General features: G+C 53.5%; 16 protein-coding genes. 6 read left to right on the top strand and 10 right to left on the bottom strand.

Features of this window, described 5'->3' with window-relative positions; translation table 11 throughout:
• Positions 1-60 precede the first annotated feature (60 nt).
• From PCO85_05045 to PCO85_05035, 3 genes are read right to left on the bottom strand one after another with little or no spacing between them, the layout of a single operon-like run.
• Positions 61-912, bottom strand: a complete 852-nt coding sequence (locus tag PCO85_05045; protein WJV54804.1) for an MBL fold metallo-hydrolase — start codon at positions 910-912, stop codon at positions 61-63.
• A gap of 25 nt (positions 913-937) precedes the next feature.
• Positions 938-1,264, bottom strand: a complete 327-nt coding sequence (locus PCO85_05040) for a hypothetical protein (protein ID WJV54803.1) — start codon at positions 1,262-1,264, stop codon at positions 938-940.
• 7 nt (positions 1,265-1,271) lie between these two features.
• Complete coding sequence (locus PCO85_05035) at positions 1,272-1,811, bottom strand: sugar ABC transporter (protein WJV54802.1); 540 nt, start codon at positions 1,809-1,811, stop codon at positions 1,272-1,274.
• A gap of 157 nt (positions 1,812-1,968) precedes the next feature.
• On the opposite strand from PCO85_05035, the gene PCO85_05030 reads away from it, so the two are divergent.
• Complete coding sequence (locus PCO85_05030) at positions 1,969-2,853, top strand: LysR substrate-binding domain-containing protein (protein WJV54801.1); 885 nt, start codon at positions 1,969-1,971, stop codon at positions 2,851-2,853.
• 220 nt (positions 2,854-3,073) lie between these two features.
• Here the strand turns inward: PCO85_05030 and malM are convergent, their stop codons facing one another.
• The 3 genes from malM to malK form a co-directional block, all read right to left on the bottom strand.
• Positions 3,074-3,973, bottom strand: a complete 900-nt coding sequence (gene malM, locus PCO85_05025; protein ID WJV54800.1) for a maltose operon protein MalM — start codon at positions 3,971-3,973, stop codon at positions 3,074-3,076.
• Between the two features lie 219 nt (positions 3,974-4,192).
• Positions 4,193-5,488 (bottom strand): maltoporin, encoded by a 1,296-nt coding sequence (locus tag PCO85_05020; GenBank protein ID WJV56001.1) that lies wholly within the window; start codon positions 5,486-5,488, stop codon positions 4,193-4,195.
• A 29-nt stretch (positions 5,489-5,517) separates the two neighbouring features.
• A complete protein-coding gene (gene malK, locus PCO85_05015) occupies positions 5,518-6,627 on the bottom strand; it encodes a maltose/maltodextrin ABC transporter ATP-binding protein MalK (GenBank protein ID WJV54799.1) in 1,110 nt (369 codons plus the stop codon).
• Positions 6,628-7,070: 443 nt separating this feature from the next.
• Here malK and malE point away from each other — a divergent pair, with 443 nt between their 5' ends.
• The 3 genes from malE (at position 7,071) to malG (ending at position 10,833) form a co-directional block, all read left to right on the top strand.
• A complete protein-coding gene (malE, locus tag PCO85_05010; GenBank protein WJV54798.1) occupies positions 7,071-8,285 on the top strand; it encodes a maltose/maltodextrin ABC transporter substrate-binding protein MalE in 1,215 nt (404 codons plus the stop codon).
• Between the two features lie 61 nt (positions 8,286-8,346).
• Entirely contained in the window at positions 8,347-9,921 is a 1,575-nt protein-coding gene (malF, locus tag PCO85_05005) for a maltose ABC transporter permease MalF (protein WJV54797.1), read from the top strand.
• Positions 9,922-9,942: 21 nt separating this feature from the next.
• Complete coding sequence (malG, locus tag PCO85_05000; GenBank protein ID WJV54796.1) at positions 9,943-10,833, top strand: maltose ABC transporter permease MalG; 891 nt, start codon at positions 9,943-9,945, stop codon at positions 10,831-10,833.
• A 306-nt stretch (positions 10,834-11,139) separates the two neighbouring features.
• Here the strand turns inward: malG and malQ are convergent, their stop codons facing one another.
• The gene (malQ, locus tag PCO85_04995; protein WJV54795.1) at positions 11,140-13,230 is read right to left on the bottom strand and encodes a 4-alpha-glucanotransferase; all 2,091 of its coding nucleotides are present in this window, start codon (positions 13,228-13,230) and stop codon (positions 11,140-11,142) included.
• 10 nt (positions 13,231-13,240) lie between these two features.
• Positions 13,241-15,640, bottom strand: coding sequence for a maltodextrin phosphorylase (gene malP, locus PCO85_04990; protein ID WJV54794.1), 2,400 nt, complete (start codon positions 15,638-15,640; stop codon positions 13,241-13,243).
• Between the two features lie 296 nt (positions 15,641-15,936).
• Between malP and malT the strand changes: the two genes are divergently transcribed.
• Positions 15,937-18,660 (top strand): HTH-type transcriptional regulator MalT, encoded by a 2,724-nt coding sequence (gene malT, locus PCO85_04985; GenBank protein WJV54793.1) that lies wholly within the window; start codon positions 15,937-15,939, stop codon positions 18,658-18,660.
• 381 nt (positions 18,661-19,041) lie between these two features.
• The gene (katG, locus tag PCO85_04980; protein WJV54792.1) at positions 19,042-21,216 is read left to right on the top strand and encodes a catalase/peroxidase HPI; all 2,175 of its coding nucleotides are present in this window, start codon (positions 19,042-19,044) and stop codon (positions 21,214-21,216) included.
• A gap of 264 nt (positions 21,217-21,480) precedes the next feature.
• Here the strand turns inward: katG and PCO85_04975 are convergent, their stop codons facing one another.
• The gene (locus PCO85_04975; protein WJV54791.1) at positions 21,481-23,379 is read right to left on the bottom strand and encodes a hypothetical protein; all 1,899 of its coding nucleotides are present in this window, start codon (positions 23,377-23,379) and stop codon (positions 21,481-21,483) included.
• Entirely contained in the window at positions 23,372-24,754 is a 1,383-nt protein-coding gene (locus PCO85_04970) for a glutamate decarboxylase (protein WJV54790.1), read from the bottom strand. Before PCO85_04970 ends, PCO85_04975 begins: the two co-directional genes overlap by 8 nt.
• Positions 24,755-24,858: the final 104 nt, after the last annotated feature.

Genomic DNA, 24,858 nt, shown 5'->3' with positions numbered 1-24,858 from the left:
TTTCGCATATCCTCGTAGCGAGTTGATTCCCTGGCCTGTGTTAGATCACCAGCTAAATAGCTATATGGACGTTGCCGGTACATATTCAATACAGTATCCACCCTGAAAAGCGCCGACATGAGCAAATGCGGCTTCTCCAAAGTGCATCCCGGCAACCAGGAGTTTCTCTCTGGCGGCTGATTCCAGAATCATTTTACGTGTTTTTACCGCCTGCCCGGGGTCGTAATCAAAGGCGATGGAGACATCCGGATGTAAAACCTGAATATACGGAAAATGAACGATATCGCCCCAGATCAGTAGGCGCTCTCCGCCCGAATCAATGCGGTATCCTGTATGCCCTGGAGTATGTCCCGGTAACAGAATGGCCCGGAGGCCGGGAACCACGTCATCCTCATCCAAGAGGTGCAGATTCTGACGGTATACGTCAAGGACACGCCGGGCCAGCGAAAAATTACCCTTTGCCCTTTCGCTAGCCCCACATAAATTATCATCATCCAGCCAGTATGCAGCTTCACGCGGATGAATGCAGAGTTTCGCGCCGGTAAACACGCTATTGCCATCAGAATCGATCAGGCCGCCAATATGATCAGGATGCCCATGAGTCAGAAGGACAGTATCAATATCCTGTGGGTTAACGCCTGCGGCAAGCAGATTATTTACCAGTCTACCGCCCTTCTGGTTCAGGCCTCCGGTGCCGGAATCTATAAGGATAGTTCTCCCCATACCACGAACGAGATAACAATTAATATGAATATTACCAGGAACTGCAATACTGGCAGATCGCTGTATATGTTCAGCTTTATCAGACTCTATGCCGGATAACATATTCAGGTCTATGGTCATGTCACCATCACTGGTTGCCATAACGGAAAAATTACCAATACTTTTTGTCACCAAGGGGAAATTGCTCATCGTCAGGTCTCCTGAATGCTGAGTGTTAATTGCGCGAATATATCTGCGATGGTGCAGATCCAAAGCAGCGGATCCGCGCCATCAGGCCGATCTCCTGCTGAATTACAGCCTCCAGGTCGCTAATGAAAGATGCCATAACTTCCGGTGTACGGTGCGGTTCAAGGCGGTAGCGGACTTCTGCATAAACCGGATGCCCACGTCCGTGCCGGATGGCAATGTATATGATGTGTACTTTATCCGGTTCAGCTTGCAGTATGCCCGTGCAGAGCTCTGCGCACCGATGAGTCAGCGCAGGAAGTCCGGTTAATTCATCGAATTTATCGTCAGAGATATAAAAAGAAATATTTGGCATCAGGAATCTACTCTATAGGAGAAACAGAACCGTTTTTCAGTTGCTTCGTCATCGGTTCGTAACGGTAAATACCTGCGGAAGAACCAGAAATAAGTCCTGAATCTTTCTGTGACAACACGTAGAGCCAACGTTGTGCCGGTGATTTTTCGAGCCCCACTGCCCGTAATTCAAGCGGCATCACCCCTATTTCACATTCAAGAAAGTCAACAGGGGATAGGCTAAGTACCATAATCTCATTTTCCGCAACAGCTGGCGCAGCATTCACTCCAGCATAGAGATTCCGGTGCCAGTCTGAAATATGCCGCTGCCAGCGGGAAAAATTTCCGCCACCTTTTTGTCTGTATTCCTCACTGTCAAGCACACTAAGATCCCGAACAGTATGGATAGCCAGATACACAGGACATCCGTCGGTAATAGCCCTAAACCGTTGAGATGTACTGAATCCGGTTACTGAGACAAGCGCCGGTAACTTCTCTGAACTATAAAATTCATTCCATCCGGTTTCACTGTCCGGGTCGGTATAAGTGCATTCCACCGTATAAAACATTAGCTGACCTCTTCTCTTACCCGTGAGTCATACGCTGACTCATATTGCATAATGATGTTTAGTCATGCTACATGTCTGAATACACGGCAGAAATCGATTTAATCTCATCCTTCAGTGACATTATGTCAATGTAGGGCATCATTACCCGGAGGCAGAAATGCGTCGTAAAATACCCAGTACGTCAGCTCTCATGGCCTTCGAAGCGGCAGCAAGGCACGGCAGCTTTGCACGCGCAGCCGGGGAACTGGCCCTGACCGAAGGCGCTATCAGCCGGCAGATTGCACGGCTCGAAGACTTCCTGGCATGTAAACTGTTTGACCGGGCGGGGAACAGAGTTAGTCTGAGTTCCAACGGCGCCAGGTATGCCCTACAGGTGCGTGAAATTCTTGAACGTCTGGACAGGGATAGCCAGTATCTGAGAGGCTTACCTTCAAGCAGCGCAAGCCTTGAAATTGCTGTCATTCCGACATTTGCTAGCCGGTGGCTTATTCCCCGCCTGGGCCGCTTCCAGGATAAGCACCCTGGAATTACTCTCCATCTTGCTGAACGAACCGAACCGTTTGTGCTTCCCGGAAGTGGTTTTGATGCCGCGGTTCATTTTGAACACCCCGCCTGGGCAGGCATGAGTATATTCCGCCTATTTCAGGAGGTACTGGTGCCAGTCTGCCATCCGGCACTCCTGACGGGGAAAGATATCAACGTTTTACTGAACACACTGCCACGCATACACCGACGCCAGAACCCGGACGCATGGGAAAATTACGCACATGAGACAGGCATTGTGCTGGAAACCCCTTCAGCCGGCGTCCGCTACGATCTGCACACCATGTCAATTGCATCAGCTCTGGCTGGACTGGGCGTCGCACTTGTTCCTCGGATCTACATCGAAGCGGAAATTCATGAGGGAAAGCTGGTTGCTCCGTGGCCGGAAGCAAAAACAGTAACAAAAAACTTCTGTCTCGTTCTTCCAGGAACCGCAGCTCAGAATGAAGGAGCGCTAACCGCTTTCCGGGAATGGCTATTGGAAGAGGCGAGAAACTGATGAAAAATACCTCTGCCAGACAACGTAACGGAAGACGTAAAATCAAAATAAATTCATATCTGACTACGAGTTAAAAACGTGGATTTCACACGGTTGGCGAACTACCCAACATCGCTCCTGACGCGATGCCGAGATTGAAAGCCGGGATTTCGTTCGGTATTAAGGAGCATAAATACCTTTGCTCCTCCCCTTGGCAAAGGAGGAACAAAGCATAACGATTTTAGTGCTTAACGCTTTCAATAAACGTCTTGCGGGCAGTTTTCGACCCCAGACGTTCAGCTTCATCAAGTAATTTCAGCGCCTTATCAACGTCCCCGGCTTTCACGGCTTTCTTAATTGCGTTGTTGTAGTAGTTTTCAGAATCCGACAGCAGCGGTTGAGACGGTTTGGCTGGCATCGCAGAAGGTGCCGGTTGCTGGCCAACGACGACGGGTGCAACGGCCGACGCATCTGTGGCGCTGTTAACGTTCAGAGCCTGGCCGATCATGATGTTTCCAGATTTCTGCTCGGCACGGACTTTAATGCTCAGGATGCCGGACGACGTATGACGGGCCACCGGATCCGGAATATCCGGCACGGCGTTACCGACACCGGCAGCATAAGCTTTCGCCGGGTTAGTCATCTGGGTGGTTTCAGCCAGATCTTTTTTAGTGGTGTACACCAGCAGGTAAATTTGTTTTTGACCCAGCGCTGGCGTCAGTTTCAAGGTACCTTCCAGGCGATCGCTGGAGACAATGCCTGGTTTTTCATACGGGAAGTAGCTTGACGGGTAATAGGCCGCCGGGCGCATCTGTTCGTCCAGAACCAACACATTAGGTGCGTAGACGGTTTTACCGTTCGCGATGCTGGTCAGGGTTATTTCCAGCGACCCACGGTCCGCAGGCAATGCAAACGCACCTACTGCCCCCTGAATATCCCCCTGATTAATTTGTACACCGGTGGTACTCAGCGTGACATCCTGTGTTACTGGCGGAACCAGCGGCGTCCAGGGTAAATGATGTAAAGTCTGAGCAGAGATCATTGGCGCAATTGACGCATCATTTTGCGCCGCATTCACTCCCGCAGGTACAGTAGCCAACAGGCTCAGCGACAGACACAGTGACAGCAGATTTTTTTTCATCGTTATTTCCTTTTGAATCACCATGAAGGCTGGCAGTTATCGAATGACATTCCGCCAGCCAGGGCATCTTAAAGCCAATATAGAACTCAGCTTTTCCCTATAGCCTTCGTGTTGTGGGAAGGCGGCAACCGAACTCATCCCCGGGAGCGTACATCAGTACGTGATCGGGGTGAGTAAGGATAGCCAACGCACCCACAGCGCGAAGGATGACGGGAAAAGTTACCACCAGATTTCCATCTGGGCTCCGAAGGTGACTTCACTGTCTTTACCACGGCTGAAAGTCTGTAAACTGGTGTCGCTCATGGCCAGGCCGTTATTTATACCGCTGTCGGTGTCATAACCCCATTTTTCATCCCATTTTGCGTACGTGGCGAAGACGCGGATGGCCGGGCGAGACCAGATGCTATCGCCTGCCTGCCACTGTTGCGCCAGCGTGACTTTATATTGTCCGTTGGTATCGCTGGTGCGCTGAGATTTCACATTGTCGTAACCGACTTCCAGCAAGGTGCTCATGACTGGCGTCCATTTGTACATCGGACGGACACCCACGGTATACCAGGTGGTGCCGTTGTTGTTGTCACGGTTGACATCCTGATACATCGCTACGTACATCAGGCCCCAGGTATCGTTGAAGTCAATCGCACCATGGTCGATTACACGCACCATATGGCCATTATTATTGATGCTGGCACCATTGGAGTGACCGGTTGCCGCCCCCGTCGTCGGGTCAGTCATTGAATCAGTGGCGTATTGCAGTACAAACTTGTTGTAGCCGTTATAGATGCTTTGCGTGTGTTCTGCGGTCAGCATCACGCCATCTTTGGTCGCATCATTAGCAAGGGAATAGCCGTCACGTGCATTGGCACGCCCGTAATCCACTCCCAGTTCAAGTACACCACCGGGGTTTAGGTTCAGACCGGCCAGGCGCGCATCAAAAACGTCGTTTGACGTCGGCACTTCGTTACGCTGGTTAGCGATATAGCCATAAGATCCGCCGCTTTCGGTGTTACGCGTCGCCGCTAAAGACAATTTACCAAAGCCCAGATCCACATCTTCCAGACCAGCACCCGGGCCGGAGATATCCCAGTAGTAGAAATCGATCATGTGGACGTCATGACGCTGATAGAAACGTTTGCCGGCCCAGATTGTCGATCCCGGCAGCCATTCGATCAGGTTTTTACCTTTGACGTTCGCTTCGCGGAAAGCCGGACTGGTTGATTCCCAATCGTTCTGTTGTGAAACGGAATACGCCACGTTGGTGTCAAAATAGAAGCTCTTATCCCCTTCTTTCCACACTTCCTGCCCAAGCTTTAACTCGGCATAAGTCTCACATTCGTTACCCAGACGGTATTTGCTGTCAGCCCCTGTCGTTTTGAAACACTGTTGCTCACCACCGCTGCCGGTCCAGCCGATACCAGAACGTGCGTAACCAGTGAAGTCCACTGCCATGGCTTGTGTAGAAAAAATGCCTGCCGCAATAGCCAGCGGCAGAGAGTATTTACGCAGAGTTATCATCATTATTCTCCTGTAGGGGGATGCGTGCTTTAAACGCCAGGCTCCGGGTGTAGCCGTCGGCACGCAGTCCCGTCCTCGCGGAACAAGTGACAGCGATGTGGCGGCAAGCCAATAGCGAATGTTGCACCTTCTTCTACCAGCACCACGTCGTTCTGGCGGTACACCAGGTTTTGACGGATAGCCGGGATCTGGATATGAATCTGAGTTTCGTTGCCGAGCTGTTCGACCACCTGCACCAAACCGGACAGCGCCACTTCGGCGAGATCGCTCGGTAATAAGTGTTCGGGACGGATCCCCAGCGACAGATTGGAACCAACCGTGACCTCGTGGCCTTCTACCGGTAGCCAGACACGCTGACGATCTGGTAATTCGATTTGCACACGCTCAGGTTCAGCACCGGTGACTTTCACCGGCAGGAAATTCATTTTTGGTGAGCCAATAAATCCGGCAACAAAGCGGTTGGCTGGATAGTGGTAAAGCGTGAGGGGCTTACCGATTTGCGCCACGCGACCGGCATCAAGCACCACGATCTTATCGGCTAGCGTCATGGCTTCGACCTGATCGTGGGTGACGTAAATCATTGTGCGTTTCAGACGTTTATGCAGACGAGAGATCTCAATACGCATCTGTACGCGCAGAGCAGCATCGAGGTTGGACAGCGGTTCATCAAGCAAAAATACGTTGGGTTCAGCCACCAGCGTGCGACCAATCGCCACACGCTGACGCTGTCCACCGGAGAGCGCTTTGGGGCGGCGGTCCAGCAGATGAGCCAGTTGCAGGATCTCGGCCACCTGATTCACCCGCTGGGCGATCTCCACTTTTTTGCTACCGGCCAGCTTTAGGCCGAAAGACATGTTTTCCGCCACCGACATATGGGGATAAAGGGCATATGACTGAAACACCATGCCGATGCCGCGTTCAGCCGGAGGAACTTCATTCATGCGCTTGTCGCCAATCAGCAACTCGCCGGAGGTAATGTCTTCAAGACCAGCAATCATGCGTAACAGGGTGGATTTCCCGCAACCGGATGGCCCGACAAACACCACGAACTCGCCCTCTTCAATCTCAATGTTTACGTCTTTTGAAATAACTATTTCGCCAAAGGCCTTATAGAGATGACGAAGTGATACGCCTGCCATACCCGACTCCTGAACTGACTGGTAAAAAGTCCTGTGAAGCAAGGCAAGTGTGAGGTAATGAGCCTTGTCAGCAAGGAAACTGAATGTCAGTGACATAGCGTGAGGGAAATAACAGATTGGGTAATCATCCGTAACAAAGTTTTTCATGGGGGAGGACAAAGGAGGATGAGCCTTTTGCATAACAGGCTAAAAGTTCACACCAAAAGTCAAATTCGTGATCTTAACGGCAAAATGCTACCCCGGTTTTTGCGTGTTCCTCCACAGAAAGCGCGGCAGTGTTAACTGGATCACACAACCAGAGCCGGGGGCGTAGAGCTGGGGATGATGAAGCCATACGGCCTTATCGCCGACACTAGTCCGGTACGCTTTTCTTCATCTTTGATAAGCATCCAAACTTCATATAAAAAACCCGACTCCCGACAGAAACTCAAAAGGATTGGATTATGACTATCAGCATCAAGACTTTTCACATAAAGAAATTGGTCAAACGCACTCTGGCACTGTCAGCGCTGGCTGCACTGGTACTGTCCTCTTCTGCTTTTGCCAAAATAGAAGAAGGCAAACTGGTTATCTGGATCAACGGAGACAAGGGCTATAACGGGCTGGCGGAAGTCGGTAAAAAATTCGAGAAAGACACCGGCATTCCAGTCTTGGTGGAACATCCAGATAAACTGGAAGAGAAGTATCCGCAGGTGGCTGCCACCGGCGATGGCCCGGACATTATCTTCTGGGCCCATGACCGCTTTGGTGGCTACGCGCAGTCAGGTCTGCTGGCTGAGATCAACCCGGACCAGGCCTTCAAGGACAAACTCTTTCCTTTCACCTGGGACGCCGTAACCTTCAACGGCAAGCTGATTGGCTATCCGGTCGCCGTTGAAGCGCTGTCGCTGATTTATAACAAAGACATTATCAAGACCCCCCCGAAAACCTGGGAAGAGATCCCGGCATTGGACACTGCACTACGCGCCAAAGGTAAAAGCGCCATCATGTGGAACCTACAGGAACCCTACTTCACCTGGCCAATCATCGCCGCTGACGGCGGTTACGCATACAAGTACGAGAACGGCAAATACAACATCAAAGACACCGGTGTGGACAATGCAGGTTCACAGGCAGGTCTGCAATTCATCATCGATATGGTGAAGAACAAGCACATCAACGCCGATACCGACTACTCCATTGCTGAAGCAGCCTTCAACAAAGGTCAGACTGCGATGACCATTGACGGTCCGTGGGCATGGTCAAACATCGACAAGAGCAAAATCAACTACGGCGTTACCCTGCTGCCAACCTTCCACGGAAAGCCATCCAAACCGTTTGTCGGCGTACTGTCCGCAGGCATTAACGCTGCCAGCCCGAACAAAGATCTCGCGAAAGAGTTTCTTGAACACTATCTGATAACCGATGAAGGTCTGGCCACCGTCAATAAAGACAAACCGCTGGGTGCAGTGGCGCTGAAGTCTTATCAGGAAAAGCTGGAGAAAGATCCGCGTATTGCCGCTACCATGGCTAACGCAAAAACGGGTGAAATTATGCCGAACATCCCGCAGATGAGCGCCTTCTGGTACGCTGAGCGCAGTGCAATTATCAATGCCATCAATGGCCGTCAGACCGTGAAACAGGCGCTGAAAGAAGCGGAAACTCGCATCATCAAATAACACGTAAATAAAACGGCGGGAAACGCCTTCCCGCCGCAGCAACCTGAAGGATGACGACTCTATGCAAGCAGCTCAAACCGGACTGCCTATTCGCAAAAAACGGCAGATAAGCGATGTTCTGAAAAGGCTGATTATTGGCCTGTTCGCACTGATCACCGGTTACCTGATCGTACTGATGTATGCGCAGGGAGAATATTTGTTTGCCATGCTGACGCTGCTGCTCTCCTCCGTCGGCCTCTATATTTACACCAATCGCCGCGCTTATTCATGGCGCTACGTGTATCCCGGTCTGGCCGGTATGTCGTTATTCGTGTTGTTTCCGCTGGTATGTACCATTTTTATCGCCTTTACCAATTACAGCAGTACCAACCAACTGACCTTTGAACGCGCCCAGTCAGTACTGATGGATCGCCAGTTTCAGGCCGAAAAAACCTATCCATTTGGCCTGTATCCGGCAGGTGAAAAGACGGTTCGCTGGCGCCTGGTGCTGAATGCGCCTGATAGCGGCGCTATATTGGTGTCCGCACCGTTTGAGTTCAACGCCACCACACCGCAGACCCTGACGCTGGCACCCGCGCCGATGCCGCAGGGTGAAAAAGCCGGGCTGCGGGTGATTACCCAAAACCGCCAGGCGCTGGGAGAACTGACAGCAAAGCTTCCCGATGGAGAAACCCTGCGCATGAGTTCACTGCGCCAATTTTCTGCCAGTCAGCCGCTGTATAAAAAATCCGCAGATAGCAAACAGCTGACCAATGTGAAAACCGGCGTCACTTACCGTCCCAACATGAAGAGCGGTTTTTATCAGGCGGTGAACGCCAACGGCGAATGGCAGGCCGAAAAGCTCAGCCCCGGATTTACCGTCAATATCGGCTGGGCCAACTTCCTGCGCGTGCTGCATGACGACGGCATCCAGAAACCGTTCTTGTCTATATTCGTCTGGACCATTATTTTCTCACTGCTGACCGTGGTCCTGACCGTGGCCGTCGGCATGGTGCTGGCCTGCGTGGTGCAGTGGGAGGAACTGAAAGGCAAAGCGGTTTATCGGGTGCTGCTGATCCTGCCCTACGTGGTACCGGCGTTTATTTCCATTCTCATTTTCAAAGGATTGTTCAACCAGAGTTTCGGGGAAATCAACCTGATGCTCAGCAGCCTGTTCGGCATCAGACCGGCGTGGTTCAGTGACCCGCTGACCGCCAAGACCATGATTATCATCGTCAATACCTGGCTGGGTTATCCGTACATGATGATCCTGTGTATGGGCCTGCTGAAAGCCGTTCCCGAGGATCTCTATGAGGCCTCCGCCATGGACGGCGCAACGCCAATGCAGAACTTTTTCCGCATCACGCTACCGCTGCTTATCAAACCGTTGACGCCGCTGATGATCGCCAGTTTTGCCTTTAACTTTAACAACTTCGTGCTCATTCAGTTGCTGACCAATGGTGGCCCGGATATGCTCGGCACCACCACACCCGCCGGCTACACCGACCTGCTGGTCAGCTACACCTACCGCATCGCTTTTGAAGGTGGAGGCGGGCAGGACTTCGGGCTGGCTGCAGCCATTGCGACGCTGATTTTCATTCTGGTGGGTGCGCTGGCGATGGTGAATCTGAAAGCCAGTCGAATGAAGTTCGACTAGCCGACCAAGGAGAAATAAGAAATGCCCATGGTTAAACCGAAGTCGCAAAAAATCAGACTGCTCGTGACGCATCTGCTGTTACTGTGTTTTGTGGCGCTGATCCTCTTCCCGCTGCTGATGGTGTTTGCTATCTCGCTGCGGCCCGGCAACTTCGCCACCGGGAGTATTATTCCCGATCACGTGTCGTGGGATCACTGGAAGCTGGCACTCGGCATGGCAGTGACCAACGCCGATGGCAGCATCACCCCGCCGCCGTTTCCGGTGATGCTGTGGCTGTGGAACTCAATCAAAATTGCGGTGATCACCGCGATAGGTATTGTGTCGCTCTCTACCACCTGCGCTTATGCCTTTGCCCGCATGCGCTTTCGCGGCAAAAGTACTCTGCTGAAAAGCATGTTGATATTCCAGATGTTCCCGGCGGTACTTTCACTGGTGGCGCTTTACGCCCTGTTCGACCGCCTCGGCCAATATGTGCCGTTCCTTGGGCTGAACACCCACGGCGGAGTAATTTTTGCCTACATGGGAGGAATTGCGCTACACGTATGGACCATCAAAGGCTATTTCGAAACCATAGATAATTCGCTGGAAGAAGCCGCGTCACTCGACGGCGCCACGCCGTGGCAGGCGTTCAGGCTGGTACTGTTGCCGCTGTCCGTGCCGATCCTGGCGGTAGTATTTATTCTGTCGTTTATCGCCGCCATCACCGAAGTTCCGGTCGCTTCGCTGCTGCTGCGTGACGTCAACAGCTACACACTGGCAGTCGGTATGCAGCAATACCTTAACCCGCAAAACTACTTGTGGGGCGACTTTGCCGCCGCCGCGATTTTATCGGCAATACCCATCACTGCCGTGTTCTTGGTGGCCCAACGCTGGCTGGTTGGAGGCTTAACAGCCGGTGGTGTGAAAGGATAGATTTATACCCTGAATCACTCGGGTTGCAGGAAGGTGGCAAACTCAAGGCTCGTCCAGGCGCATGACCGTATCCTGTGACCGGGATGAGTGAGTCCTGCCGAGCATCGGTGACATGAAGTATGACGGGTAGAGTGCAAGGCCCTCGTTGTTTTTTTGGTAGTACCTCTGTGTCTGACGTTCTTTCGGCGGCCTGAAAAGGCCGCTTTTTTTATATTTTCAATCAGGATAGCGACAAAAAAAGGGTTTCCATTTAATCCCGGAAACCCTTTCCCATTTCGATAAAGCATTTGATCAACGCGACAAAACCTAACTCACTGACACTTTCCTGCGCCGTTTATCCAGGTCCTTGATCAACTTATTGACGTCATCGTTAGCAAACATCGCTTCCAGCGTGCAGGTCAGTTTGCGCCGCCAGTTGGGGTACTCGTCTATGGTGCCGGGAATATTGACCGGTTCGTGCATATCCAGCCAGTCTTCCGGCTGAAGTCCCAGCAAGGCGCAGGCACTGTCAGCCATATAACGTTGCAGGCCACGGCTGAGCGTCGGGGTCATGCCCATCGCATCGGCTTTATGACCGGTATTCTTTGGCACACAGCCATAATTGTGCAAGCCGTCGAGCAGGCCCTGTCGCGCACGCGCACGGTCGACGAACAGCTCATCCAACACCGCTTCATCAGGATACAGACCGAGTTTTTTACCTAGCGTCAGATCGTCGGCTTGCCAGTAACCACGCAGCGTTGGCAGGTCATGGGTGGTGATAGTTGCTATCGCCTGTACCGGATAGGACTGTGGCGCACGGAAATTGTTATCGGTATCACGCTCGAAGTACAATACTTTGTAGGAGTACACCCCGCTTTCACGCAATTTGCTGACGATCTCCGCCGGTACCGTACCGAGATCTTCGCCGATCACCATGCAGCGATGCCGCTGGCTCTCAAGCGCGAGGATCGCCAGCAGATCGTCCACCGGATACTGCACATAGGCGCCGTTATCCGCCGTTTCCCCGCAAGGGATCCACCACAACCGCAATAATGTCATCACATGATCAATACGCATTGCGCCACAGTTGGTCATATTGGAACGCAGCAGATCGATAAACGGCTGATAGGCACGCTTGACCATAACGTGTGGATCCATTGGCCGCAGATCCCAGTTTTGGCCGAGAGGGCCGAGAATATCCGGTGGCGCGCCCACCGAGGCTTTCAAGCAATAGACATCGCGATCGCCCCAGGTTTCCGCGCCACCTTCTACCACGCCCACCGCCAGATCTCGGTACAAGCCGATCGGCATGTCAGCCTGCTGGCTATCGTGGTAACAACGGGCCAATTGCCATTCAGCCAGCCACTGCAACCAGAGATAGAAATCAACCTCGCTTTCGTACTGTTCACAATAGGCTTTCACCGCAGCACGTTGTGCGCTGCGATACTTCTGCGGCCAGTGCGTCCAGCCACCCGGTTCATCACCCTGCTTCGCCAGATGAGCATACAACGCATCAAAAACCGCCTGCTGATAGAGGCTTTCTCCACCTTCACGGACAAACCGCTGATATGCCTTTTGCATAGAATCGCTGTCGCGGCGTGTCACAAATCGCTGATGTGCCAGATGCAATCCAGTCAGTTTCAGCGGCATGACGCGGGCATAATCCACCCAGGCACTATCGCGGACTTCTTTAAGGATTTTCTGCGTTTGCGGCTCATACCACCAACGCTGAGCCTCTTCACTCAGTTGAAAATCCTCAACCGCGTTGACGTCAATATAAATCACGTTCAACCAGCGCCGCGAGGACGGGCTATAAGGACTGGCGGCCACCGGGTTACCAGGGTAGAGCGAATGAATCGGATTGAGGCCGACGAAGGCACCGCCGCGACGACCTATCTCATTGACCAACTGACGAAGATCGCCGAAATCACCAATGCCCCAGTTATTTTCCGAACGCAGCGTATAAAGCTGCACACAGACACCCCAGAGCTTTTTGCCCGCCATCAGTGCATCAGGTTCATAGCAACGCTTCGGCGCAACAATGATCCGACACACCCAGTTTTGACTTTTCTGGGTCAACGTCAGTTGGTGATAGCCGGTCGGAATTTTACCGGGCAGCGCCAGCGTCATTTTTGCACTGGTGCGGCCCTGCTGGACCGCACCGTTTTCCAGCTGTAATTGCCACTGAAATTCACCTTCACCAGCGATCGGTAACGCCAGACGGTTGCCTTTAATAAACACCTTCACTACCGGTACCGGCGAGGGAACGGCCTGTTGCTGACCGGGTTGCCAACCCATCGCCTCAAGTAATTCCCGTTTTGTGGCCGCAGCAATAGCCTGTTGTTTACCGTGAGCGTTGATGTATCCGGCAACGATCCCCGCTTCGATTGCCGCCTGTTCGAGTTGCTTGCTCTTCATTCCTGCCCCTTTAGCGCTTCGCCTGCCAGATCCGCTGCTGATAATCGCGGATCGAGCGATCTGAACTGAACATGCCGACACGAGCGGTATTGATAATAGTACGTCGTGTCCATTGCGCTTTATCACGGTACAACGCGTCAACCTGCTGTTGCGCCTGGCAGTATTGGGCAAAGTCGGCCAATACCAGATAAGGATCGCCGCCAGTCAGCAGGCTGTCGATCATCAGGCTGAAGGCACTCTCGTCACCGTCACTGAACATACCGCTTTCCAGATCTTTCAGCGCCGCATCAAGGTGTCTATCTTTTTTGCGCCACTCCAGCGGATCATAACCGCCCGCTTTGAGGGCTTTAACCTGATCGACCGTATTACCGAAGATGAAGATATTCTCTTCACCGACCTGCTCGGCGATTTCGACGTTGGCGCCATCGAGCGTGCCGACGGTTATCGCGCCGTTCAGGGCCAGTTTCATGTTGCCGGTGCCGGAAGCTTCCGTCCCGGCGGTCGAGATCTGCTCAGAGATATCCGCCGCGGGGATCATCAGCTCAGCCACCGATACGCGGTAGTCAGGAATAAATACCACTTTGAGACGATCGGCGACAATCGGATCGTTGTTGACCTTTTCCGCCACCTTGTTAATCGCATGAATAATATTTTTTGCCAGATAATAACCCGGTGCCGCCTTGGCACCGAACAGGAATACGCGTGGCGCCCTATCCATCTGCGGGTTCTCGCGCAACTGGCGATAGAGTGAGACGATATGCAGCAAATTGAGATGCTGGCGTTTGTACTCGTGCAGGCGCTTGATCTGTACATCAAAAATTGCCTCCGGGTTCAGAGTGATGCCCATACGTTGCTGAACGTAGGCGGCCAGACGCACTTTGTTGTCATATTTGATCTGCTGATAACGCTCGCAGAAGGCCGCGTCATCGGCGAATTTTTCTAACCCGTTGAGCGCATCAAGATGAGTGATCCATTCGCTTTTCAGGCTCTCATCAATCAGCGCAGAAAGCGCCGGATTGCACTGTTTCAGCCAACGGCGCGGCGTGATACCGTTGGTCACGTTATGGAATTTATTCGGCCAAAGCTGGTGATATTCAGGGAACAGATCTTTCACAACCAAATCAGAATGCAATGCTGCCACACCGTTGACCGCAAACCCGCTGATCACGCACAGATTAGCCATATGTACCTGCTTGTTCTGATGCACCGACAGCTTCTCCCATACCGCATTGTCGCCCGGCCACTGTTTTTCCACCAACTTTTTAAAGTGGGCGTTGATCTGCTTAATCAGCGAGAAGTGGCGCGGTAACAGGCTACGGACCAGTTTCTCATCCCAGCACTCCAGCGCCTCCGGCATCAGCGTGTGGTTGGTGTAGGCGAAGGTTTTGCTGGTAATAGTCCAGGCGGCATCCCAGGTCAATTGATGTTCGTCGATCAGAATGCGCAGCAACTCGGGAATAGCAATAGTCGGGTGAGTGTCATTAAGCTGGATAACCTCAAAAGCAGGCAGATCTTCAATCTTACGGCCAAGGAAGTGATGGCGGCGCAAAATATCTCGCACCGAACAGGCGCACTGGAAATATTGCTGCATCAGACGCAGGCGTTTGCCCTGCTGATGATTGTCATTCGGGTAGAGCACCTTGGTAAGTTTGGCGGCATCAATGCCCTTTTGCTCGGCCTTCAGGAATTGTCCGTCGTTGAACAGCGTCAGGTCGAACGGGTGGAGATCCGTTGCCTGCCAGAGGCGCAGCGGCTGACTGACGCCGTTACGGTAGCCGACCACCGGCAGATCCCAGGCTTCGCCACGCAGGCTGAACGCAGGCTGCCACTGCTCCACTCCGGCGCTGTTTTTCGTCAGTTTCCCGCCAAAGGAGACGTCCACCGCCAAGCGGCTGTTGTGGCTGAACCACGGATAGCTTTCGCGATGCCAGTCATCCGGCGCTTCCTGCTGTTTGCCCTCCTCAAATGACTGACGGAATAAACCATACTGGTAGTTCAGCCCGTAACCGGTAGCCGGCTGGCCAACCGTCGCCATTGAATCAAGAAAACAGGCAGCCAGGCGTCCCAGCCCGCCGTTGCCCAGCGCAGGATCGGTCTCCTGTTCCAGCACATCAGCCAGTTCTACGCCTTGCTCAGACAGCACTTCACGCACACTGTCGTACCAGCCGAGGTTAATCAAATTGTTGGCAGTCAGACGGCCAATTAAAAATTCCATCGAAATGTAATTTACGTGACGCTGATCCTGTTCCTGCACCAGAGGTCTCGCAGCGAGCTGTTCGGACAGCGCGCTGCTGACTGCCTGCCACCACTGATGCGGCGTCATATCCTGTGCGCTTTGCAGACCAAACCCTTGCCACTGGCGGGTCAGGGCATCCTGAAACTGTGTTTTTTCTAAGGTGAGTTGTGACATAGGTCCTCTCTGAACAGGTAATTTTGCAGACGATAACGGTATGCTGAAGGGAAGCCTGCTGAGCGGCATCATCCCGCCGGGGATTAGAGAGGGAGGAGATAAAGGGCGTAGTACAGACGGAATTAAGTAGCGTAAAAACAAATAGTAAAACTGTGATGCAGTGCAACTTACCAACACATAAAAACGTAACAATATTGTTATACCCGCTGCATTGAAAGACCTTGGTAATAATATTAATTACGCATTGTAAAACAAATATACCTCCCGTTAGTTTACCGTCATAAGAATGGATAACCATGCTAATCCCTTCGAAACTCAGCCGCCCGGTGCGGCTACAAAATACCGTAGTGCGCGAGCGCCTGTTGGCCAAACTTGCCTCTGCGCAAAATTACCGTCTAGTACTGGTCGCCTCGCCTGCCGGTTACGGAAAAACCACGCTGGTTGCCCACTGGGCAGCCGGAAAAAACGATATTGGCTGGTATTCTCTGGACGAAAGCGACAATAAACCGGAGCGTTTTGCCAGCTATCTGGTGGCCGCTATCCAACAGGCCACCGGCGGGCACTGCGTCAAAAGTGACGCACTTAGCCAGAAACATCAGTACGCGAACCTGTCGGCGCTGTTTGCGCAGCTATTTGTCGAGCTGTCTGACTGGCACCGCCCGCTGCTGCTGGTGATTGACGATTATCATCTGATTTCCAATGACACCATCCACGAAGGGATGCGCTTTTTCCTGCGCCATCAGCCGGAAAATATCACTCTGATGGTGCTGTCACGCACCCTGCCACCATTAGGCATCGCCAATCTGCGTGTGCGAGATCAACTGTTGGAGCTGAATGCCGCGCAACTGGCCTTCAATCATGCCGAAGCCCAACAATTCTTTGACTGCCGTCTGTCAGAGCCGATTGAACGGGCTGAAAGCGGCCGTCTGTGTGACGACGTCGCGGGATGGGCCACCGCGCTGCAACTGATTGCACTCTCAGCACGCCAGTCCAGCGCATCTACTGCGTCAGCGCAGCAGTCAGCTAAAAAACTGGCCGGACTGAACGCCAGCCATCTTTCAGAATATCTGGGAGATGAAGTGTTGGACCGCGTTGATGCGCCAACCCGTAACTTCCTGTTGCGCTGTTCACTGCTGCGCTCGATGAATGATTCTTTGATCGTCAAACTGACCGGCGAAGATAACGGCCAGCAGCGACTGGAGGAGCTTGAACGTCAGGGGTTGTTTATTCACCGCATGGACGACAGCGGTGAATGGTTCAACTTCCACCCGTTATTTGCCACGTTCCTGCGCCAGCGCTGCCAATGGGAACTGTCGGACGAGTTACCGGCTATTCACCGCCTCGCGGCAGAGGGATGGCTCGCTCTGGACTTCCCGACAGAGGCTATTCATCACGCACTCGGCGCAGATGACACCCATTTACTACGCGATATACTACTGCAACACGCATGGTCGTTGTTCAATCAAAGCGAACTGACGTTGCTGGAAGAGTGCTTGAATGCGCTACCGTATGAATGGCTGATTCAGGCTCCGAAACTGGCGCTACTACAAGCCTGGTTGGCCCAAAGCCAGCATCGTTACAGTGAAGTAGAAATGCTGCTGGAACGCGCCGAAAACGAAATGCAACGCCGACACATCGAGATGGATAAAACCCTCAACGCCGAATTTGATGCGCTGCGGGCACAGGCCGCCATTAATGACGGCAAGCAGGATGAAGCCGAGAAACTGGCGACGCATGCGCTGCGGTATCTGCCCTATTCCAGCTATTACAGCCGCATTGTCGCCACCTCGGTGACCGGCGAAATTCAGCACTGCAAGGGTGATTTAAGCCGCGCGTTGCCCCTGATGCAGCAAACAGAACAGATTGCCCGTCGCCACGAAGCTTGCCACTATGCCCTGTGGGCACTGCTGCAACAGAGTGAAATTCTGATTGCACAGGGGTTTTTGCAGGCCGCTTATGAAACACAGGACAAGGCGTTTGAACTGGTACGTGAACAGCATCTGGAGCAATTGCCGATGCACGAATTTCTGCTGCGGCTGCGCTCACAGCTTTTGTGGTCATGGGCGCATCTCGACGATGCTGAAAACGCCGCCCGTGACGGACTGAAAGTGCTGGCTAACTTCCATCCCCAGCAGCAGTTGCAGTGCCTGGCCATGCTGGCCAAATGCTCACTGGCCCGCGGACATCTCGATAATGCGCACCATTACTTACAGCGCTGCGAAAGCCTGCTACAAAACGGCCAGTACCACACTGACTGGCTGACCAATGCCGACAAACCTCGGGTGATTTACTGGCAAATGGTCGGCGATAAAACCTCGGCGCGCAGTTGGCTTAACCAGACGTTCAAGCCCGGCATGGCCGACAATCATTTCCTGCAAGGCCAGTGGCGCAACATTGCCCGCATGCAAATTCTGCTGGAACAGTTCGACGAAGCCGAAGTCGTGATTGATGAACTTAATACCAATGCCCGTCAGTTGAAGCTGGTAAGCGACCTCAATCGCAACTTGATCCTCTGCAACCTGCTCTACTGGCGCACCGGACGTAAAAATGAAGCCCAGCGTGTATTGATTGAAGCGTTGGAACTCGCCAACCGCACCGGGTTTATCAGCCATTTTGTGATTGAAAGCGAGATGATGGCGCAGCAGTTGCGCCAACTTATTCAGCTCAATTTACTGCCGGACATGGCACAGCGCCGGGCGCAGCAAATCCTGCGCGATATCAATCAGCATCACCGGCATAAATTCGCCCATTTTGACGAAAGCTTTGTGAATAAGTTACTGACCCATCCGCAGGTACCAGAACTGATCCGCACCAGTCCGTTGACCCAGCGCGAATGGCAGGTACTGGGGCTGATTTACTCCGGTTACAGTAATGACCAGATTGCCGGTGAGCTGACGGTAGCTGCCACCACGATAAAAACCCACATTCGCAATTTGTATCAGAAACTCGGTGTCACGCACCGTCAAGATGCGGTGCGACAGGCGCAACACCTGTTGCAGGTGATGGGCTACGGTGCCTGAACCCAATCAACAACAACGTACCTCATAACCGAACCGCCAGCCACTGGCGGCTTGATGAGAAACATATTGTGCAAACTGTTGGTCTCGGGAACGGTGACATTCAAGTAGAAATTGTGGCTCATCAGGTACAGCGTGTAACTGTCTGCCAGGGGTCGTCAATAGGCCATTCCACCTATCCTTCCCTGAATTCATTGTTTTTACCTATTACAATGATTAAGTCATTCTGGTCAGAAACCCCCCCTTCATCCATTTCAAAATGGCACATGCGAGCCTATAGTTGCTGTAGCTTTTTTTTTAAAAGCATCTGCAAGGACATTTCGAGTAGATGCGGGCCTACATCGCTTTTTAGTCAAAAATATCAACAAATAACAGGAGTGCTCGATGGAAGATAAAAATGCAAGTTCCGCTGGTAAGTGTCCAGTCATGCACGGCGGTGCCACATCTGCGGGCATGTCCAACATGGAGTGGTGGCCTAAAGCCCTGAGCCTGGACATCCTGCACCAGCACGACAGCAAGACCAACCCGATGGGTGCGGCCTTCAACTACCGGGAAGAAGTCAAGAAGCTCGATGTCGAAGCGTTAAAACGAGACCTGAAGGCATTGATGACCAGCAGCCAGGAGTGGTGGCCGGCAGACTGGGGGCACTACGGTGGCCTGATGATCCGTATGGCCTGGCACTCGGCAGGGACCTATCGCATTGCTGATGGTCGTGGCGGCGGTGGTAAGGGCAATCAGCGCTTTGCACCGATCAACTCCTGGCCCGACAACGTCAACCTGGATAAGGCACGTCGTTTGCTGTGGCCGATCAAGAAGAAATACGGCAACAAGATCAGCTGGGCTGACCTGATCATCCTGGCTGGCACGATTGCCTATGAATCGATGGGTCTGAAAACCTTTGGTTTCGCCTTTGGTCGGGAAGATATCTGGCACCCCGAGAAGGATACCTACTGGGGTTCAGAAAAAGAGTGGCTGGCCCCCAGTGGCAGTGCTAACAGCCGCTACTCTGGCGAGCGCGATCTGGAAAACCCACTCGCCGCTGTGATGATGGGACTGATCTACGTGAACCCGGAAGGCGTAGATGGCAAACCCGACCCGATCAAAACCGCCCACGACGTGCGCGTCACTTTCCAGCGCATGGCCATGAACGACGAAGAAACCGTGGCCCTGACCGCTGGCGGCCACACGGTGGGCAAGTGCCACGGTAACGGTGATGCGAAGCAACTAGGCCCCGATCCCGAAGCCGCTGATGTAGAAGATCAAGGCCTGGGCTGGATCAACAAGACCAGCCGCGGCATTGGCCGCAACACGGTGACCAGCGGTCTCGAAGGCGCGTGGACCACCCACCCCACCCAGTGGGACAACGGCTTTTTCCACCTGTTATTAAACTATGACTGGGAACTGAAGAAGAGCCCGGCAGGTGCATGGCAGTGGGAGCCGATCAACATCAAAGAAGAAGACAAGCCAGCCGATGTCGAGGATCCTTCTATCCGCCATAACCCGATCATGACCGATGCCGATATGGCCCTGAAGATGGACCCTGAGTATCGGAAGATTTCGGAACGCTTCGCCAAAGACCAAGCCTACTTCTCTGAAACCTTTGCACGCGCCTGGTTCAAGCTGACCCACCGCGACATGGGACCGAAGGCACGCTACATTGGCCCAGATGTTCCGAAAGAAGATCTGATCTGGCAAGATCCGGTGACTGGCGGTCGCAAGGATTACGATGTGGCCGACGTCAAGGCAAAAATCGCAGCCAGCGGGCTGAGCATCAGTGAAATGGTGTCCACGGCCTGGGATAGCGCCCGCACCTTCCGGGGTTCGGACAAGCGCGGTGGCGCCAACGGCGCACGCATCCGTCTGGCCCCACAAAAGGACTGGGAAGGCAATGAACCAGCCAGGCTGGCCAAGGTGCTGGCCGTACTGGAAGGTATTGCGGCACAGACCAAGGTCAGTGTGGCCGACGTCATCGTCCTGGCTGGGAATGTCGGAGTCGAGCAAGCTGCCAAAGCGGCGGGTTTCGACGTCGTCGTACCTTTCGCACCTGGCCGTGGCGATGCCACACCGGACATGACGGATGCCGAGTCGTTCGATGTGCTGGAGCCGTTGGCCGACGGTTACCGTAACTGGATGAAGAAGGACTACGTCGTCAACGCCGAAGAGTTGTTGCTTGACCGCACTCAACTGTTGGGCCTGACCGCGCACGAGATGACGGTTCTGGTAGGTGGTATGCGCGTCCTCGGCACCAATCACGGCGGCACCAGGCATGGGGTGTTCACTGATCGTGCGGGTGTTCTGACAAACGACTTCTTCGTCAACCTGACCGACATGGCTTACACCTGGAAGCCTGCGGGGCGCAACCTGTACGAAATTCGCGACCGCAAGACAGGCGCCGTGAAATGGACCGCCACGCGTGTCGATCTGGTTTTCGGCTCAAACTCGATACTGCGTTCCTACGCTGAGGTCTACGCACAAGACGACAATAAGGGCAAGTTTGTGCAGGACTTCGTTACGGCATGGACTAAGGTCATGAACGCCGACCGTTTCGATCTGGCTTAATGTCGACTGCGGGCTAACCCGCCAAAACTCAATCGCGGAAAGACCGAATAGCACAATTGCTTTTCGGTCTTTTTTTGCACTGTTGAACTTGCTGATCTGTCTTTGATTTAGTCCTTACCTTGTTTTCACATCAACCAACGAAAGCAAGGCCACGATGACAAGACAACAATATACCCTGGAGTTCAGGCACAGAGCCGTTTAGCGATCTCCCGGTTTGTCATCAACGAAGATCGCTATATATAAAACCCGTCTTACCTAGCACCATCAAGACAGTATCATTGAGAAGTAGCCACCAATCAGAGCAAGAACTGTCGTCAACGCATAGCCAACCGGATAGGGTACGGCAGCGATGGAACTACCAGACTCCTCTATGATCGCGTTCAAGCCCGGTGTGCTATTGCGGGCTCCCGTGGCGGCACCGTCGGCGATGATCGAGTTCAGACCAAACACCTTGATCCCAATCCAGAAAGCAACAAACGGCGGCACTAGTGCTCCAATAACACCGATCAATGCAAGCCACAGTATCGTGTCGCCGCCAAGAGCAGTAATAACCTTGGGACCAACATTGGCCGAAAGGACAGCGACAAAGGCATTCAGACCGAAATCCTGAAGAAAGCTCCGCGCGCCTTCGTGTACAGGGCCACCGAAGTCAGGATTTCGGCTTCGGAAATAACTCACGCCCACACCCGCCATGATTACCCCGGCTGATGTTCCGAACGCAAAGGGGATACCCGAAATCGTAACTGTAACAATACCCACGAGATAGCCCACCAACATGGCTAGCGCGAGATAAAGCACCTCTGACTTCATGGTCGGCAGGATGGCATGTCCGCCCAGTCGCTTTGCCGTTTTCTGTAGTGCCACGTCTGGGCCACTCAGTCGCAGTACGTCACCGAACCGGACATCACTCTTTGGCCCGAGAGGCAGTTCAGTACCGCCACGAAACAGGGCCCGCACGGCGACGCCGCCCGGCATAATCCGGCCAAGATCCGATAAACTCTGCCCTGATAGTTTGTGCGAGCTAATGTGTACATCGGCAACCTCTATCGGGACATTCCGAGCCAGCGGGTCATCGGATTCCGGACCAATCAACTCGCCCTCTTCCAGGATAAGGTTGTCCACATCCGCACGCACCGTGACGATGTCATTCTTTTCCACCGTCGGGTCACTGTCCAGGTCAACAATCTCGCCGCCCCGTACGACGCGCAGGATGGGCGCTTCGGGAAAGTCTTCGGCCAGTTGCGACACCGTGCGACCGATGAACTTTTCATGTGTGACGGCAAAGGCGCGGACGCCGAAGGGAGAAAACCCCATAACCAACGCACCGGGGGCACCTGGCACAGGATGCGTAGCACCACCGCTGAACTCGGCCTCCGCCAGTTTCGCGTCGGCGACAGCGTTTCGACCGAAGATGCGTGGAAGATAGCGGATCAACAGTATGATGCCCACCGTAGACAGAACATAGCTGATCGCATAAGCGGCCGCCATATTGGCACCGACTTCCGCGACCGTCATGCCCGCCGGTGGCGTATACGCCCCACTGGCCAGTGCGCCCTGACCGACACCCAGGATCGCCGTGATGGTATAGCTTCCCGAGATCAACCCGGTCGCATAGCCCGGTGCGAGACCTACCAGCTTTGCCCCGAAATAGCAGATGACCCAGTTCAGACTCCAGACGATCAGTCCGATGCAGACAAACGCCAGGCCACCCTTTCGCAGACCTGAAAAGAACTGCGGTCCCACCTTCAGCCCGAGGGCATACATGAAGAGCAGCAGCATGAAGGACGACAAGATGCCCGGAATCGCATAGGTAATGCCATACGCGGCTTCGGCGATCATCGAGAGCACGATCCCCACCAAAAGGGTACCTGCCGTAGACCCGAGGGAAATAGTCTTGAAGCTGAACTTTCCGATCAGCGTGCCAAGGGCAAGTGCGAGCAGGACAAACGCAATAGGCTGGTTGCCCAAGAGCTGGAAAAAGCCGTGAATTCCCGTCTCCGTCACAGGACGGATCGTGTCGAACACCTGCCCAATAACGCCGCTGGTCGGTGGGGTAGCATCGCCCTGGGCTACAGCAGACCTGGCGATGAAAAGCAACGGCAATCCCAAGCTATTGATGGCGGATTTCAGGATCGTCCTGTCACCGCATTCGAGATCAGCCATGATGGAACCCCGGCTTCGCCGTAGAGTTCAGAATCGGGTTCTTCGTGAGGTGATCGATCGCTCGCTTGATATCGTCGAGAAGCAGTTGCGCCAGATCCCGACTGACCCCATGACGGATCAGGATGCGTTGGACGACCGTTTCCTGACGGTTCATTGGCAATGGATAGGAAGCGATCTGCCATCCGCCCATCCGTACCCGTTCCGACAGATCGTAAAGCGTGAAGCCTTGAACCGTATCGGTTAGCTTGTAGGCAACTGCGGGAAGACCGCCATGACCATCATAGACCATCTCAAAACACTCGATCGCCGCCAGCTTTTCACCCAGCCATTGGGCAGTGTCAGAGCAGGCCTGCTGGACCGCTGTATAACCCTCGCGGCCAAGACGCAGAAAGTTGTAATATTGCGCGATGATCTCGCCGCCGGGGCGCGAGAAGTTCAACGCAAATGTGGCCATGTTGCCACCGAGGTAATCCACGTAGAAGATTAACTCTTCGGGCAGGTCTTCCTGGGATGCCCAGATCACCCAGCCCACACCAAGGGGGGCCAGGCCATATTTGTGGCCAGAGGCGTTGATAGATTTGACACGTTCCAGCTGGAAATCCCAGACAAGGTCGCGCTGAATGAAAGGGGCGATGAATCCGCCGGATGCCGCATCCACGTGGATGGGAATATCGAGCCCGAGGTCATGCTGCATTGCATCGAGTTCCTTCGCCAGGGCCTCAACGGGTTCATAGATACCAGTGAAGGTGACACCCAGCGTCGCCACGACACCGATCGTGTTTTCGTCGCAATACTGGCGTAGGTCTTCAGGTTTCAAACCAAGGGCGTCTCCTTCCAGTGGCACCTCACGGATCTCAACATCGAAATACCGAGCGAATTTCTTCCAACAGATCTGCACCGGACCCGTCACGATGTTTGGCTTGCTCGTATCCTTACCTGCTGCTTCCCGGCGCTTACGCCATGCCCACTTGAACGCCAGACCGCCCAGCATGGCCGCCTCGCTTGATCCGGTCGTTGAACACCCCACCGTTTTCCGAGATTTATTAGCGTGCCAGAGATCAGCAATGATGTGGACACAGCGATTTTCGATTTCGGCTGTTTGGGGGTACTCATCTTTGTCGATCATGTTTTTGTCGATCGAGTCGGTCATGAGTTGCTTGACCTCGTCCTCCACCCACGTGGTGCAGAAGGTTGCAAGGTTCTGGCGAGCATTCCCGTCCAGCAAAAGTTCATCCCGGACAAGCGCATAGGCAGCGCGAGGTTCAGTACGACCTTTTGGAAGCTGATACTTGGGGAGGCTGTCTTGTGAGGCTTTCGTGGCATAAATATCCAACCGACTGGACTGGTTATTTAAATCAACGTGATGGATAGGCATTTCATCGTTCCTCTGGAGAGATACTTACTGCTAGCGGAAAAAGCGCCGCTTCGCTCTTGTTTGCGAACGCAACCGTAATGACAAGCTATACCCAATAGATTTCA

Source organism: Prodigiosinella aquatilis (genome assembly GCA_030388725.1).
GTDB lineage: Bacteria > Pseudomonadota > Gammaproteobacteria > Enterobacterales > Enterobacteriaceae > Prodigiosinella > Prodigiosinella aquatilis.
Note: the sequence above shows the minus strand (reverse complement) of the source record. Positions and strands in the feature narration are given on the sequence as shown.